The 15,301-nt window shown below is 35.3% G+C and carries 13 protein-coding genes; 8 read left to right on the top strand and 5 right to left on the bottom strand.

Features of this window, described 5'->3' with window-relative positions; translation table 11 throughout:
• The first annotated feature begins 54 nt into the window (after positions 1-54).
• The 5 genes from coaD (at position 55) to R2I74_RS06275 (ending at position 3,739) form a co-directional block, all read left to right on the top strand.
• On the top strand, positions 55-558 hold the full coding sequence (coaD, locus tag R2I74_RS06295) for a pantetheine-phosphate adenylyltransferase (protein WP_316354638.1): 504 nt from the start codon (positions 55-57) through the stop codon (positions 556-558).
• A gap of 84 nt (positions 559-642) precedes the next feature.
• Positions 643-1,785, top strand: coding sequence for an alanine racemase (locus tag R2I74_RS06290; RefSeq protein ID WP_316354636.1), 1,143 nt, complete (start codon positions 643-645; stop codon positions 1,783-1,785).
• Positions 1,786-1,805: 20 nt separating this feature from the next.
• A complete protein-coding gene (locus tag R2I74_RS06285) occupies positions 1,806-2,576 on the top strand; it encodes an MlaE family ABC transporter permease (RefSeq protein WP_316354634.1) in 771 nt (256 codons plus the stop codon).
• Between the two features lie 248 nt (positions 2,577-2,824).
• Positions 2,825-3,031, top strand: coding sequence for a hypothetical protein (locus R2I74_RS06280; protein ID WP_316354632.1), 207 nt, complete (start codon positions 2,825-2,827; stop codon positions 3,029-3,031).
• Between the two features lie 213 nt (positions 3,032-3,244).
• On the top strand, positions 3,245-3,739 hold the full coding sequence (locus tag R2I74_RS06275) for a transposase (RefSeq protein WP_316354630.1): 495 nt from the start codon (positions 3,245-3,247) through the stop codon (positions 3,737-3,739).
• A 348-nt stretch (positions 3,740-4,087) separates the two neighbouring features.
• Here R2I74_RS06275 and R2I74_RS06265 read toward each other — a convergent pair whose 3' ends face one another.
• The 5 genes from R2I74_RS06265 to R2I74_RS06245 are packed head-to-tail and all read right to left on the bottom strand — an operon-like array spanning position 4,088 to position 9,427.
• On the bottom strand, positions 4,088-5,878 hold the full coding sequence (locus R2I74_RS06265; RefSeq protein ID WP_316354628.1) for a type IV secretory system conjugative DNA transfer family protein: 1,791 nt from the start codon (positions 5,876-5,878) through the stop codon (positions 4,088-4,090).
• Positions 5,856-6,863 (bottom strand): P-type DNA transfer ATPase VirB11, encoded by a 1,008-nt coding sequence (gene virB11, locus R2I74_RS06260; RefSeq protein ID WP_316354627.1) that lies wholly within the window; start codon positions 6,861-6,863, stop codon positions 5,856-5,858. The genes R2I74_RS06265 and virB11 overlap by 23 nt, the downstream gene beginning before the upstream one ends.
• The gene (locus R2I74_RS06255; RefSeq protein ID WP_316354625.1) at positions 6,860-8,302 is read right to left on the bottom strand and encodes a TraB/TrbI/VirB10 family type IV secretion system protein; all 1,443 of its coding nucleotides are present in this window, start codon (positions 8,300-8,302) and stop codon (positions 6,860-6,862) included. Before R2I74_RS06255 ends, virB11 begins: the two co-directional genes overlap by 4 nt.
• Before the next feature lie 11 nt (positions 8,303-8,313).
• The gene (locus R2I74_RS06250) at positions 8,314-8,727 is read right to left on the bottom strand and encodes a TrbG/VirB9 family P-type conjugative transfer protein (protein ID WP_394355829.1); all 414 of its coding nucleotides are present in this window, start codon (positions 8,725-8,727) and stop codon (positions 8,314-8,316) included.
• Positions 8,714-9,427, bottom strand: coding sequence for a VirB8 family type IV secretion system protein (locus R2I74_RS06245; RefSeq protein WP_316354624.1), 714 nt, complete (start codon positions 9,425-9,427; stop codon positions 8,714-8,716). Before R2I74_RS06245 ends, R2I74_RS06250 begins: the two co-directional genes overlap by 14 nt.
• A gap of 1,166 nt (positions 9,428-10,593) precedes the next feature.
• Here R2I74_RS06245 and R2I74_RS06240 point away from each other — a divergent pair.
• The 3 genes from R2I74_RS06240 to mnmG all read left to right on the top strand — a co-directional run bounded on the left by R2I74_RS06240 (position 10,594) and on the right by mnmG (position 15,168).
• On the top strand, positions 10,594-12,630 hold the full coding sequence (locus R2I74_RS06240) for a hypothetical protein (RefSeq protein WP_316354622.1): 2,037 nt from the start codon (positions 10,594-10,596) through the stop codon (positions 12,628-12,630).
• A gap of 189 nt (positions 12,631-12,819) precedes the next feature.
• Positions 12,820-13,239, top strand: a complete 420-nt coding sequence (gene ndk / locus R2I74_RS06235; protein ID WP_316354621.1) for a nucleoside-diphosphate kinase — start codon at positions 12,820-12,822, stop codon at positions 13,237-13,239.
• A gap of 75 nt (positions 13,240-13,314) precedes the next feature.
• On the top strand, positions 13,315-15,168 hold the full coding sequence (gene mnmG / locus R2I74_RS06230) for a tRNA uridine-5-carboxymethylaminomethyl(34) synthesis enzyme MnmG (RefSeq protein WP_316354619.1): 1,854 nt from the start codon (positions 13,315-13,317) through the stop codon (positions 15,166-15,168).
• The last annotated feature ends 133 nt before the right edge of the window (positions 15,169-15,301 follow it).

The raw sequence follows: 15,301 nt of genomic DNA, 5'->3' as shown, positions 1-15,301 counted from the left end.
ACGCTCACCAATAAATTGTGCTAAAACTGTCATTACTCTCGAAAAAGAATTTTCATGAATAATAAAAAACGAATAGGTATTTATCCGGGTACTTTTGATCCTATCACTAATGGCCATGTTGACATTTTAATTCGTAGTAAGAAAATTGTCGACGAGTTAATTATTGCTGTATCAACAGGATATAATAAAAATCCTATTTTTTCAGTAATAGAACGCTGTGAAATGGTATCATCATATTTAAAAGAATACCAGGCAGAGACAGATGTTCTAGTTACTAGTTTTGATGGTTTGTTGGTAGATTTTGCTCGTAAAGTTGAAGCTAATGTTATTATTCGTGGATTACGTGCTGTATCAGATTTTGAATATGAATTTCAAATGGCCTGTATGAATTCGAGGTTAGCGCCTCAGATTGAAACTGTTTTTTTACCAGCTTCCGAAAAGAATCAATTTATCTCTTCAAGGCTAGTCAAGGAAATAGCTAGTCTTAATGGTGATGTCTCAGCTTTTGTTATTTCTGAGGTAGAACAAAAAGTCACTAAATATTATCATAAAATATGAATTCTAGGTTCTGCGTAAGCGTTATAATACGTACGTAAAGGTAAGAGGGTAGATCAAAACGTACGATAATAAGGCCATGAGAAAATGTTCAAAGAACCCATAAAATGCATCTTAACGATTGACCTACCATCGATCCGTGCCAATTATCGTATTTTATCCACTATTGCTAATCAAGCTATACTAGGAGCGGTAGTTAAAGCAAATTGTTATGGTCTTGGTGCTACAAAAATCGCAACAGCTTTACAACAGGAAGGGTGTAGAAATTTTTTTGTAGCAACTATTGATGAAGCTATAGAATTACAGGAAAGTCTGGGCAATAATATTGCTGTTGTTTCTAATAAACTTGTGAGTAAAAGCAGTAGTACTAATATTTTTGTATTAAGCGGTGTTTCTAATACAGATGTTAAGGTTTTTGACCAGTATAAATTGATCCCAGTATTAAATAATTTGACTCAACTGCAGATCTGGAACCAGTTAGCTTCTAATAAAAATACCAAGTTGCCGGCCATTTTACATTTTAATACTGGCATGCATAGACTTGGTATCCCCCATGAAGAGATAGAAATTATTCAGCAAAATCCAAATTTATTACATGGTTTAGAATTATTATATATTATGAGTCATTTGTCTGCTAGCACGGATGCCGATCATCTCTATAATCAGCAACAATTGACAAAATTTAAAAATTACAGACAATGTTTTCCAGAGATTAAAGCAAGCTTGGCAAATTCTAGTAGTATCTTTCTAGGGTCAGACTACCATTATGATTTGATTCGTCCAGGAGCAGCGCTATATGGAATAAATCCAACACCACGACAACCAAACCCAATGCAGCATGTCGTTTCATTAACCGCTCCTATCATTCAATTGCAAAGCGTATTGACCGGTAGTGCAATCAGCTATGATATGACTTTTATCACCAAGCGTGATACCATAATTGCAACATTACCAATTGGCTATGCTGATGGCTATCCAAGAGCTCTAAGTAATCGAGGCAAAGTATATATTGCCGGACACCCAGCGCCGGTAGTAGGTACAATTTCTATGGATTTAATAGTAGTTGATGTCACAGATATTCCATCTGAGCACATTTTTTTAGGACAACAAGTTGAAATTATTGGCGATTACTATACTATAGATCAGCTAGCTGAAGATGCCGGGACTATAGCTTATGAGATACTAACTAGACTGGGAAAAAGATATCACAGAATATACAAAACTGATTAAGTTTTTAAAAATGTAAATTTATGTTAATCACAATAGGTCAAATTGGTAAGTGTACTATAGCAATTATAAGGAAAATTGGCGCTTTTTGCTTATTTATTATCAGTGTTATTAGCAGTATCACAAAACCTCCGTTTTATCTACAGCTTATCTATCGTCAATTTTTAGTTATTGGTTTTTATTCATTACCGGTAGTAGCAATGACCTCCTTCTTTTCAGGAGCAGTACTTGCTTTACAAAGCTACACTGGGTTTTCACGTTTTTCTGCAGAAAACTCTATTGCTACGGTAGTAATATTATCTATTACTAGAGAGCTGGGTCCAGTACTTGCTGGCCTAATGGTAGCTGGTAGAGTAGGAGCCTCAATTGCTGCAGAAATTGCAACCATGCGGGTTACCGAACAAATTGATGCTTTATATACTTTATCTACTGATCCAATGAAATATCTGATTTTACCACGAGTAACTGCTGCTGTCATTATGTTGCCATGTTTAGTATTTATTGGAGATATAATAGGAGTCCTGGGAGGGTATTGTGTCAGTGTCTATAAACTTGATTTTAATAGCACTCGTTATATAACTAGTAGTTTCAATTATTTAGAAACAATTGACGTGGTTTCAGGATTGGTGAAAGCTGCTGTGTTTGGTTTTATCATAGCTGTAGTTAGTTGCTATAGTGGCTATTTTTCTGACAAAGGTGCAAGGGGTGTTGGTAATGCCACGACTAAAGCTGTAGTAAATTCTTCGATTTTAATCTTGATTAGCAATTATCTAATTACCGAATTATTCTTTTAATCTTAGGCGACTTGCGCGCTCCCTCGCAATTGTAAGAAAAGAATATGGTATAGTGAAGATAAGAGAGAAAGAACTCCTCTAAGATTAAGAGAGGAGTTCGCGGGCGTAAGAAGCGACCGTTTCGCAATAGGTTGTTATTAACCGTCGTCAAGGTACTTTAGTCTTTTCCCTCGAAACGTTTGAATAGTTGTTAGGGTTATAACGCCCGGTTACAATCGAAAACAAACTCAAAAATCTCGAGGTACTTTATGACATTGTACAATAATTTTGTTGGAATTGATATTAGTAAAAAAGATTTTGTTGTTGCGATATATGGCATGACCAAAACTATGACATACGAAAATCATATTATTGGTTGGCAAAATTTTGTTGAAGAAAATAAAACAATTCTTAGCACAGCGTTTGTAGTGATAGAAACTACTGACGGCTATGAAATAGGGGTGTTGAGTATTTAGTAGAAAATAAGATTGTAGTACATAGAGCAGATACAAGAAAGGTTAAAAATTTTATTAGATCATTTGGTAAACATGGCAAAACAGATATAATCGGTTATGAGAGGAATTCACAACTTAAACTTTATAAACTCCAAGAACAGGCTCAAAGTCAGTTAAAAGAACTAGTAGAGAGAAGAGCTGATCTCATGCAGATATTGGTACAGGAAAAATAGGTTGAAAGCGCCTAGTAACAAGAGATTTAAAGAAGGCATTAGCAGAATAATTGATGTTATAGAAAATGAAATAGCTATTCTAGATGTTGAGATTAACAAAACCATAGAGAATGTTACAGCCAAAAAGAAAGCTATGATGAAAACAGTGAGAATAGGAGAAAAGAAGGCCAATGGTTTACTTGCTCTACTTCCAGAACTTGGGTTATTGGATCGCAAACAAATAGCGAGTCTTGCTGCTGTAGCGCCACATCCAAAGCAAAGTGGCCAGAAGACGTGGTATTCAAGAACAGTTGGAGGAAGAAAGATCTATCAGACCTATATTATTTTTAGCCGTACTCACGCTAGTAAATCTAAGTCTAGTTTAGGAAATTTTTATAATATTCTGATTCACAAAGGTAAAAAGCTTATGCTTGCTTTAGTGGCTCTGATGCGTAAAATTATTGTAATTGCTAAAAATGTAAGATTCACAGACATTGTTTCAATTTTTTGTCCTTAGTTTTTCTTGTTAATCTGATACTTTTTCTTAGGAGAAGAATGAGGCTTGCGACTAAGCTCTTTTAATCCCATACCTTCTTCTGCATAACGTTTTAACCATTTGCGTAAAGTAGGTCGAGAATGCCACATCTGCTACATACAATCCCTGCGTCTTTTACTTCTTGATATAATTTAATCCAATCTAAACGCGTTTTTTGTAATTTATCCATTCATGGATTTTAGCACATCTAAAAATTGAAACAATGTCTGTGAATCATACAATCAGTAGGTTGCAAGATAATATTTTTACCTCCTGACTCTCCTGACTCTCCTGACCTAAATCCAAAAGAGAATTTTTGGCAAATTATACTCATGATTGTTGTTCGGCTGTACTATTTTCTGTAGTGTTTGTGACGGCTTCTTCACTGTTTGATGAGGCTGCTTTATTTTTATTAGGATCGAATGGTTCTTGAGTAGGTATAAAAGTACCTGGTAATAACCTCTGAGTAAAAAACTTGTCTTTAAAATAAAAGATCTTTTTAGATTTAATTGGCGGCATTGATTCAATTAGTACTATTTGCTCATCTCTAGGTAGCTGAATTACTTCTTGCGGTAAAAGTAAGGCTCTTTGTACTTGTGATACACTTTTAGACATACCAGATAAATTAAGCCCAAAAACAGGGTTACTGCGTGAAACTTGCTCTACGGTTTTATTACCACAAAGTTGCGATATCAGGTTAGCAGTTTCGTAATTATTAGCAGCAAAAGTAATACGATAAGTAGAGTTTGATAAAAAGGAATTCATCCCAGCTTCTTCATATGTACCTTTTAGCTGTTGCGTATCTTGAACAATCAAAAATAAACGTACTCTATATCCTCTAAAGTAAGCAATACCTGCTTTGAATTGCTCCATCTTGCCTAGAGTTGGGAACTCATCCAATAAAAACATCACTCCATATGGTTCTTCTTTTAGATCAGGCATTTTTCGGCTTAAAAATTCTGTGGCCTGTTGATAAAATATCTGCATCAGCTTTTGCAAACGTTGAATGTTATCTGGAGTAAGTCCTACATAAACGGTGGTTTTTTTCTTTTTAAATTCCAATACATTAAAATCTGAAGAAGCTGTTGCAGCATCAATTAAAGGATTAGCCCATAATTCTAAAGAAGAATTCATGGTAGAGATAACCCCAGATCGTTCTTTATCAGCTTTTTGCAGGAAAGCTGCGATGTTCATATATCCTGCTGGATGAATATCTTTGCCAAAAGTATCCATAGCAACGGCAAGATTATATACCACATCATCACTACGCATTGTACGCACTACTTCACCAAACGATTTAGTCTTGCTAGGGTCAGCAATTAAAGATAATACTACCCCAAGAAATAAACTTCTGGCTTCATTTTCCCAAAAATCCTGTTTTGGTGATACAAGATTAGCTATCTTTTGGACATCATCAACCATTTGTCCTGATTTTTTGCTTACCCAATCTATCGGATTATAGCAATGTGTTACTCCATCAGGATTTGAAGGTTCCCAAACAAAAATTTCCTGTCCTTGCTTTGCTCGCCAACCACTAGTTAGCTGATGATTTTCTAATTTTATATCATGTACAACCACAGAATGATTCCAAAATAGTAAATTAGGAATTACAAAACCAACACCTTTACCAGCCCCTGTAGGTGCAAATAATAAAATATGCTGAAATCCATCTGCTACAAAATAACCAATATTGTCTACGCCAAGTAACACTCCTTGTTTGGCACGAAGCCCTGCTCTTTCTACATCATTAGGTGTAGCCCAATCAGCATCACCATATACTTTCTCTTTTGGAGCAAAAAACTGTAAATCTTTGATTTTAGTAAAATTTTTACAATAAAGTACGCACACCAATATTGTAGGAGAAATAAGAGATAGTACTAATTTGACCTTTAAATAATTATTATAATCAAAACTGAGTTGTGGCCATACACTAATAAGCCATTTTAGATAAGTAAAAGCAATAGTAATAGGTTGTAAGCTTAACCCTATTTGCATTGAACGATCAACCGACACTAATACCAATGCTCCACTTATCCAAATAACACAAAATATTACCGTTGGATGAAGTACTGCATGCCCAAAAATATTACGAGCGGTTCTAAGAATTTTCTGGAAATCCATTTTCGTTTCCTAAGCCTTTAAAATATATTTCTGAAATGTATCTCCTACCACCATCGCCACGTTGTAACTGAACAACAATATCAATTACTGCTAATATATATTTTTTTATTTCGTCTGGTGGCATACCAAGACCAGCTTGCATTACCATTAATTTTAGCTGTTCTAGCGCCATAGCCGGCGTGTCTGCGTGTAAGGTTGATATAGATCCTGGATGACCTGTATTAATGGCACGTAAGAAACTGAAAGCCTCGGCTCCTCTTAGTTCGCCTACAATAATACGATCCGGTCTAAGCCTTAAACATGCTTCTATCAACTCTTGGGTAGTAACTTTAGCTCGTCCCTGACCGCCCTTTGAAGCAAGTAAATGCACTTTATTTTGGTGTTTAGGTAACAATATTTCACGAGCATCTTCGGTAGTAATTAACCTCTCGTGAGTAGGAATTTCAGCTAACGCTGCGTTAGTGAAGGTTGTTTTCCCGGTCGATGTTCCACCACTAATAATAATATTCTTTTTGTTTAGTACGGCGGCTTTAAGAAACTCTTTAATTTTCTTTTCTTTAAGGTATTGTGCTAAAATTGCATGGCTTTCATCTACCTTAGCTTCTGCAGTTGTAGAAGCAAAAGCTCCCATCTTTTCATAATCATCTAAAGATAAATGCATGGTACTGCCTTTTCTAATTGCATATGCTACACAACCAATTTCGCATGCTGGAGGAAATACAACTTGAATACGATAACCGTTTGGTAGTGATGCAGAAAGTAAAGGTCTTTCTTCAGAAATAGTCTGATCAGTACTTTGTGCTACAAGCCTGCCTAAACCGAGTAAATGATCAAAATCTAACTCTGGTATTTTTTCTAACCTTTGATCCCCTCTTTTTTCAACCCAAGCCTCACCTGGTCTGTTGACCATAACCTCATTAACTCCATCTTCAGCAAAAATATTTTTAAACGGAAATAAGTAAGTTTCTAATGCTGCAAAATTCATTTTATTAACCTCGATTTTTTTAGTGCTGCCTTAGGAAATTTATAGTCTCTGTTAACATAAATTTTCACCAAAGTACCTTGATCTATGGTAGTTGTTGGTTTGAATTTTTGCTGGGTAACCATAGTTTTAAAAGTGTCGGTTACATCAGTAAATGCTTGCTTTGAGGCATCTTGTGCCTGAGTTGTAGTAGCACTACTAGCAGTAGTGGTAAGCAGGCTTGCTACTGCAGCGTTAGCACTACTTGTTATCGACGCCAATTTTTGTTCTGGTGTAGCACCAGTAGTACTCTGTATGCTTGTGCAAGCTTGAGTCATGGAAGTGTATGCAGAAGATGTTTTGTCACTAATCGCTGCTTGAGTTTGTGCACAAATTTGAATAACTTTACTAGCAGCATCAAGATTACTACCAGAAACTGTAGATAATATATTTTGGATAGCAGTAGCCGCAGCAGTATTAGTTGCATTTGCCTGAGAGCTAATCGGTGGCGCTACTATTTTATCTAAAGCGTTAGCTATAGCAATATTAAATGCCGACATCAAAATTGCATTTGAGAATTGTTCTTTATATTTATTATCAACTCTACCTTGTATTCCTTGTCTCCCTAAACCGTCTACGATAGGAGTAAGCTGCAGGTTTATAGTATAACCACTAGCTAAATCAATTCTATTCCACTGTATTAATATTCTACCATAGCTACCATCCATTATGCCAATTTCATAAATTCCAAACACTCTTGTTCCTTTAGGAATTAATATAACTTTAGCCCCTTCAGCAAATACATCTCTACTAATCACAGCTCTTACTTCCCCACCGATATCACTGCTGATAGCAGTTTCTAATACTGCGTCAATTATCTTCCCACGTCCAAGAACAAATTCCATGGCTCCGCGTTCAGTAAAATCCACTTCCTGCTGAAGTTGCTCTGAAGTTTTTTTTGACCCAGCTCCCGCTACTAAAATTATTGTTGATTTTCTTTTTGCTTCCTTACGCTTTTGAGCATCGGCGTTATCCACTAATTTTGGTGGTAGCATAGATTCTAAAATAGGAGTCTCAACTTTTGCCGGTACTACCTCTGGCATCGGCATTGGTGACGGTGGCTCTTCAAGTTTTGGTGGTGGCGGTGGCGGAGGTGGTGGCGGCGCTTCTTTTGGAGTAATTAACTTTGGCAAATCTGGCAATTGTGGAATTTTTGGCGCATCAGATGCTTTGCTTTCCACCGGCTTACTAACTTGAGTAGGCGCAGTTATTGGCTGTTCAGTAGTAGTAGAAGTTTTATTAATAAATAAATTAAAAATTAAATATCCAAAAATACCGCAGATGCCTACTAAAATTAAAAGACTTTGTTTTGGGTTAGCCGCAACTTTTGAAAGCTCTTGTTGAACTTCAGGTTTTGCTCCAGCTCGTTCTGTTTTTACCTCAGAGGTAGTTTGTTCTGCCATATTTCTAAAATTTATCCAGATTTTCGTTTTGGATAATAGAACCTAATTGCGTAAACCAGGTCTTTTTCTTCGCCATCTTCCAATTCTTTTGCAACAATATCAAATTGATAGGTTCTTTTATTAGTAATGATGGTCATATTAGTTCTAATATTTTTTTCCAATGGTTTTATAAATAACCGATTAGCTAGCGGTGTTATTTTCCATACATAAGAATCACCAAGAGTAATTGTTTGAATTTCTTCATTTTTGGCAAATTCTATGTGTGATTGAAACCCAAAATGTAATACTAATAAATATACCTCATTTGGGTTATATATATATGTTTTTATTCTATTATCAGTAGTAATTGGCAAATCATCTTCAATCATTGCATGACTACTGCTTAATAAGCTTAAAAATATTATTAAAAGCCTAACTATTGTCATCATCTACTCTATAACCTTGTACTTGAAAACCTATGGGATTGATATCACGTTCTGTTTCTGTTAAATCCATTGCTACATAATTAAAGTCTATTATTGCCAATTTATTAAACACTCTTTTATTTTCCGAAGTCTCACTGATAGAAAATCTCAACATATATTTTTTCGCGTCTAACTTGGACCATGACTTGACTGTCAGGTAAGTAGTGTTTTTTTGCCCATATATTACACCAGGATTTACATCTTGATTTTTTAAATAACCAAGATAAGTAAAAAAGGTGCTACTAGAAGAAAACAATCTTACGATCTGCTTAGCCTGAGTATCAAAATCAACTGGGTTATAAGTTTCTCTAGCAATAACATATTTTTTAATGAAGTATCTGGCTAATGAATCGTTACCTTCAAGCATTTGTGATGATGTTGGGTTAACAATCTTTGCCATACCAGTAGTTTCATCAATCTGAATTACAAAAGGATCAAACCTTTTAGAATTAATAACCACAGCAACAGATATAATTGAAATTATAGATAATATGACAAAAATTAACAACAACATAAACAAGATATTACGTTGTACTATTATACTGTCATACCTTTCTTCATACCAATTTCTAACTGACCGTACGACATTACTTTGCTGACTATCTTGTGTCGCAGCTGCGGTAGATTTGAATTTGTGCAGTAAGCCAGTTAAATTTAGCATAGATTTCAGTTTAATTATGTCGAACCTAATTATGCCTTTACTTCCTTGATTTAAAAATAAAAATTGTGAAAATACTATGAGATAACTATAAAAATCTTGTCAACTCGTTGTTTTTATATTGTATTTTCAGCGCATTAGAATTTGGTTAGCGGTTGTTCATACAATTACCTCTCTTAACAAACTTCAGCATAAGCTCAGCTTCGAAGAAGATAATAGACCTTTTATAAACTATACCTGCTTTACAATTTTGTTGTCAAAATTTGAGTCAAGTCGCAGCATACGATTCTCGTCTGCATCTTGGCTGTGCGTAACAAAGTACCGCAAGTTGTTGATTAAAATATTTTATTAAACACTAGACCTCTTGCATAACCTAGAGATGGTTGAGGAATTTTTAGGAAAAACGAAGTGGAGTATCGCAGCGTACCCTTGTTTGTTACAGAACGGAGACGAGTTTTGACAACAAAATCACCAATCATCTCTAGGTTATGCAAGAGGTCTACTACAGAAGCTGGTTCCAGTCGTCATTGCTTGAGCTAAGCCCCACACCCCCACGTCATTGCGAGGCTTCAGCCGAAGCAATCTAGTAAATCCAGTACAAAGAACACTGGATTGCCACGGAGCTAAAGCTCCTCGCAATCTGATATATCCCCACGAATTTGAAGTGGCTAAAAAACACTCCAAAAGCCCGTCATTGCGAGGAATGTGCGTAAACACATGACGAAGCAATCCAGAAAAAATCATAACAGTGACACAGCTTTTACTGTGTCACTCTTTCTGGATTGCTTCGTCGTAACCTAAAGGCTACTCCTCAGCTCAGACGATATATAGCGCATTTCAGCACTTTCAAATTCGTGGGGATAATCAGCTCGCAATGACTGGATAGCTAAAGCCCTCAGCTCAGACGTAGAAACCGGAGTTTCTGACAATTTTAATTGGCGCTGGCATAAAGTAATTTACCTAACTCTGAAATCGATGCACCATAATTCAATCAAGAGCGACGCTATATCTCTAAGTTATGCAAGAGGGCTATTGTGAAATAACGCAAATTTTAATTTATACACAAATAATAATAATTGTATTTTAATATATAATTATTATTATAATACTTGATTTTTGTAATATATATTGTTATTTTAATATAAATATTAATATAAAGATATAAAACAATGAAAAATCATCGACAATATATGAAACTGCTTATTGAAAATGGTCGTAAATCTGAAGCAACTCTTTATGAGGCAGTTATAGCAGGAGATATAAAGAGTTTAACAAATGCACTTAACGCAACTGACCTGCAAATATCTTATGAGACTATGAAGGGGTTTCTAGAAATTGCTCGGTACTCACCTGAGATAATATTTAAAGTATTTGCTTCAAACAAGTTTGAAGAGATAAATCTTCTTGGATTTGAGTATGACTTTATTTGCAATCTTACTACTAATTTTGTTAATAAATTTTTTACTTTAGATAAAATTACTAAGTGTAAGGAATGGCACTTAGCAGATGTTATAAAGAAAACAAATAATACTGACATTATAAAAAAAGTATTGTATTCCATTAATATCAACGATTATGACTATAATATTTACAAAATTGTGAATATATTATTACCCAACTATCTTAATCTTGCCCTAGAATATTTGGCTTTAGAGAAAACACCAATGCTAGACTCCATTAATATGGAAACTATATGGTATAGTGATCCCGAATTCATTTATAAAGTTATCGATATAATGGCTGCAAAAGGCAATTATACAATATTAGGAGAGTATTTTCGAAGCGTTACTCATTATGTTGGCCCTGTAGAGCAATCTAATGATCTTCTTTTAAAAAAGCTCATAGCAGTAAAAGATCTAGATGGATTACCTTTAATAAATATTAATAAATACCAAGAAGAGTTAGAGAATAGATATTCTGCTGATCCAGAAATGATGCAGTATTTACGTGAGTATGGTTTTAGTCATGAGCAAGTAATAACTGAAGAAATGGTAGCAAACAGAATATCAAATCCTCAATCAGCACATGAAAGAAGTGTTGAAGAAAACACAAAAAAGCAATTAGCTAAACTTGAACGGCAATTTCCTGATCTCAATATTGAACAAACTATAAGTGAAATCGGTGCATGTATTAACACGTTACAAACTGATACTAATGCGCGTGAACAAAGTATTACTTTTGCTGGTGATAGCGTTGCGGTCGGTATAAGAACTGCTAATGCTAGTAAGACAATAACTACAACATTGCCAATTGACGATGCTTTAGCATTAGCAACTCGAGCATTTGATGTTTTAGTGGCCGCTGTGCATTCAGGAACTCCGGATGCTACAAAAATATTGGCCTTAGTATGGCAACAACTATATAAACAAGAAGTAGTATCTAACAAGCCTTACTATTATACCAGTGATCTGGTTAAAGCATTGGTTCAAATAGCTTGTGAGTATATTAAAGAAGGGCAAGAGATAATATTTAACGCCAGTTGTATTGGCGGTAGTCTGAATATATTACTTGATTTATCCAAAACATACGAATTGTTAATATCATCAACAAATCAACCTCAGATACCTCGGATTAATAAGGTAGATTTTTCGCAATATGTTGTAGAAGAAATTATGCCTAACTTGGATCAGGAGTTGCTTAAAGCAATTCTAGATCGAATAGCTAAGCCAGATAATACTGATGGAGCGGAGTGGCGCTATGAGCAAGCATTAAGAGCAATATTAAACCAATCTCTATATAAATTTAAATCATTGCAATCTAGTGATGCTCCTAGAGCACCTGATGACGAAGATTTTGATATTGTAGTAGAGTTATTACCTACAATACCTCAAATTTATGTGTTATCACCAGTAGAAGAGACTACTATTAGTGGTGTAGAGGCGCTTAAAAACTCAATTTGCAATAGTTTTAAGCAGATATTTAAATTAGAAGCTACTCAAGTAGAAATTACCAAAAATACGATTGCTCACTTCACTACAAAATTAAAGACTCTAATAAGTAAATTCATTAATGACACAAGTGAGCCTAGTCAAATTGCAACAGAAGTATCTAAATACTTGGCGGATCATGAGGTTAATCTTAATGATTTTAATAGGTATGGGCTAGATCTAACGGAACAGGTTGAGGCATTCTTCGCAAATCCACACGCTGCTAATGATTCTTTAGGACTGATTGGTGTAACGATAGCGCCTGATTTTGGATCTTAACGATTAACTTCATCTTCATAAGATATAGCTAAGATGACCGACGCTATAGCACGCTTTAGAGCTGTACTGAATTATCTCTAAAGCGATTTCGTTAGCTTGTCAATAAAATTGCACCAAGTTTAATCTTGCCAAATATCATAAAATCCTGTAATAACTTAGGACTTCAATTTATAATGGTCTATAAATCACATGATAGAATATACTTTTTCGATTATCAAGCCTGATGCTACTAAAAGAAATTTAATAGGGTCAATAAACTCATTGCTAGAACAAGCGGGCTTAAAAATTGTTGCGCAAAAAATGATGATTCTTACCCCTCCTTTAGCGATAGCATTTTATCTTGAACATAAAGATCGACCATTTTTTGAAAGCTTAATTAAATATATGACTTCAGGTCCTGTGGTGTTACAAGTGTTAAAAGGAGAAAATGCAGTGATGCTAAATCGCCAAGTTATGGGTGCAACTAACCCTGAGCAAGCAGAAGCTGGTACAATTAGAAAGGTTTTTGGCGAGAATATTGAAGCAAATAGTATCCATGGTTCTGATAGCGTACAAAGTGCCAAAAGAGAGATTGGTTTTTTCTTTGCCGGTTATGAAATTGTTGAATAAATTCATATGTTTCACGTGAAACAAATAAGGTATGAAATTTGCTGATAAAATGTAAGCTTTGCAAAAAAGATTCAAATGACAAAATATGATATAGTGGTTATTGGTGGTGGACATGCTGGTTGTGAAGCCGCCGCAGCAGCAGCACGCTTAGGAGTGCCGACGCTGTTAATCACTCTAGCACCTGAGAATATTGGAGCAATGTCTTGCAATCCTGCTATTGGGGGTGTTGCTAAGGGCACTCTGGTTAAAGAAGTTGATGCGTTAGACGGTTTGATGGCGTGCGTAACTGATCAAGCCGGAATCCATTATAAAATCCTTAATGAAACCAAAGGGCCTGCAGTATGGGGGCCTCGAGCTCAAGCTGATCGTAAACTTTATCAAGCAGCAATGCTAAACGCCATTCTAAATTATCCTAATTTAACAGTGTTATATAATGCTGTTGAAGATGTTATTGCTGACAATGCCGAAGTACAAGCCGTTATTTTACAAAATGGCGATAAAATAGAATGTAAAAAAGTGATCATCACTACTGGTACCTTTTTATCCGGCCTTATTCATATTGGCAGTAAAACTATTCCAGCAGGGAGAGTTGGCGAGCCACCATCAATCGCATTAGCAAATACTTTAAAAAAAATGGACTTTAGATTGGGGCGTCTGAAAACTGGTACCCCACCACGGATAGATGGCAATAGTATCGATTATAGTAAGCTAGAAGTGCAAGCTGGAGATGCGGCACCTAGGCCATTTTCAGAGATGACTGAAACTGTTAAAGTGCCGCAAATTAATTGCTTTATCACTAGAACGACGCAAGCAACAGCTAAAATTATTCAAAATAATCTGAATAAATCTGCAATGTATTCTGGGCAGATAGAAGGTATTGGGCCAAGATATTGTCCTTCAATAGAAGATAAAATAGTTAAATTTAGCTCTAAAAACAGCCATCAGATTTTTTTAGAACCGGAGGGATTAGACGATAATACTATATATCCCAATGGTATCTCTACTTCGCTTCCCGAAGATGTTCAGCTTGAATTCGTTCATACTATACCAGGTCTAGAACATGCGATTATCCTTAAACCAGGATATGCTATTGAATATGACTATATTGACCCTAGAGAGTTAAAAGCTACGCTAGAAACTAAAAAAATCAAAGGCCTATATTTGGCAGGTCAAATTAATGGTACTACTGGTTATGAAGAGGCAGCTGGACAAGGGATTATTGCCGGTATTAATGCAGCATTATCAATAAAAAATCAGCCAAATTTTATTTTAACCAGAGCTGATGCTTATATTGGTGTGATGATTGATGATCTGATTAATTTAGGTACTACCGAACCTTATCGAATGTTTACTTCACGCTCTGAATATCGCCTTTCTGTACGAGCGGATAATGCTGATTTTAGATTAACTCCTTTAGGAATGAAAATTGGCTTAATTTCACCAGCTAGAATACGAATATTTAATGAAAAATATGCTAAACTTGAGCAAGCGAGAGGACTAACTCAGTCTTTAAAAATCACTACCAGTAAATTAGAAAAATTAGGAGTGACAATTGCGCAAGATGGTGCTTATAGATCAGCCTTTAATTTATTAGGTTTAACAAATGTGGGTTTAGATAAAATCTTGGATATTTTCCCTGAGCTTATTGATGTTGATAAAAAAACTTTATTTTCTTTGCATGTTGAATCTAAATATTCTAACTATCTTTTTAGACAACAAGCAGATATTGTTTTATTTAATCAAGAAGAATTAGTGTTAATACCCGATAATATTGATTATACTATAATTCCTGCTTTGTCTTTAGAAATTAAAGAAAAATTAATGCAAATAAAACCGGCATCTATTGGAGCGGCTAGAAGGATAGCTGGAATGACTCCGGCGGCGCTTACTGCATTAGTAATCTACATTAAATCAAAGGATACTCGGTAAAAATCTACGGATTACGGTGTTATCACCAGAGATCTCCGGTGCTCACGTACAAGTGTACGCTGCGCTCTTCGACTCTGTGATTCCTAGCACTCCTTGATTTTGACCAAGTATCCTTTACTCAAGCATAAATTTA

This window comes from Candidatus Trichorickettsia mobilis, from assembly GCF_963422225.1.
Taxonomy (GTDB): Bacteria; Pseudomonadota; Alphaproteobacteria; order Rickettsiales; family Rickettsiaceae; genus Trichorickettsia; species Trichorickettsia mobilis_B.
This window is presented reverse-complemented; position numbering and strand designations above follow the sequence as displayed.

Bases quoted from the DNA above. Each gene is read 5' to 3' on its own strand.
- ndk (WP_316354621.1), top strand. From the start codon at position 12,820: ATGATAGAATATACTTTTTCGATTATCAAGCCTGATGCTACTAAAAGA.
- mnmG (WP_316354619.1), top strand. From the start codon at position 13,315: ATGACAAAATATGATATAGTGGTTATTGGTGGTGGACATGCTGGTTGT.
- R2I74_RS06285 (WP_316354634.1), top strand. From the start codon at position 1,806: ATGTTAATCACAATAGGTCAAATTGGTAAGTGTACTATAGCAATTATA.
- R2I74_RS06280 (WP_316354632.1), top strand. From the start codon at position 2,825: ATGACATTGTACAATAATTTTGTTGGAATTGATATTAGTAAAAAAGAT.
- R2I74_RS06290 (WP_316354636.1), top strand. From the start codon at position 643: ATGTTCAAAGAACCCATAAAATGCATCTTAACGATTGACCTACCATCG.
- R2I74_RS06245 (WP_316354624.1), bottom strand. From the start codon at position 9,427: ATGCTAAATTTAACTGGCTTACTGCACAAATTCAAATCTACCGCAGCT.
- R2I74_RS06240 (WP_316354622.1), top strand. From the start codon at position 10,594: ATGAAAAATCATCGACAATATATGAAACTGCTTATTGAAAATGGTCGT.
- R2I74_RS06265 (WP_316354628.1), bottom strand. From the start codon at position 5,878: ATGGATTTCCAGAAAATTCTTAGAACCGCTCGTAATATTTTTGGGCAT.
- coaD (WP_316354638.1), top strand. From the start codon at position 55: ATGAATAATAAAAAACGAATAGGTATTTATCCGGGTACTTTTGATCCT.
- R2I74_RS06255 (WP_316354625.1), bottom strand. From the start codon at position 8,302: ATGGCAGAACAAACTACCTCTGAGGTAAAAACAGAACGAGCTGGAGCA.
- virB11 (WP_316354627.1), bottom strand. From the start codon at position 6,863: ATGAATTTTGCAGCATTAGAAACTTACTTATTTCCGTTTAAAAATATT.
- R2I74_RS06250 (WP_394355829.1), bottom strand. From the start codon at position 8,727: ATGACAATAGTTAGGCTTTTAATAATATTTTTAAGCTTATTAAGCAGT.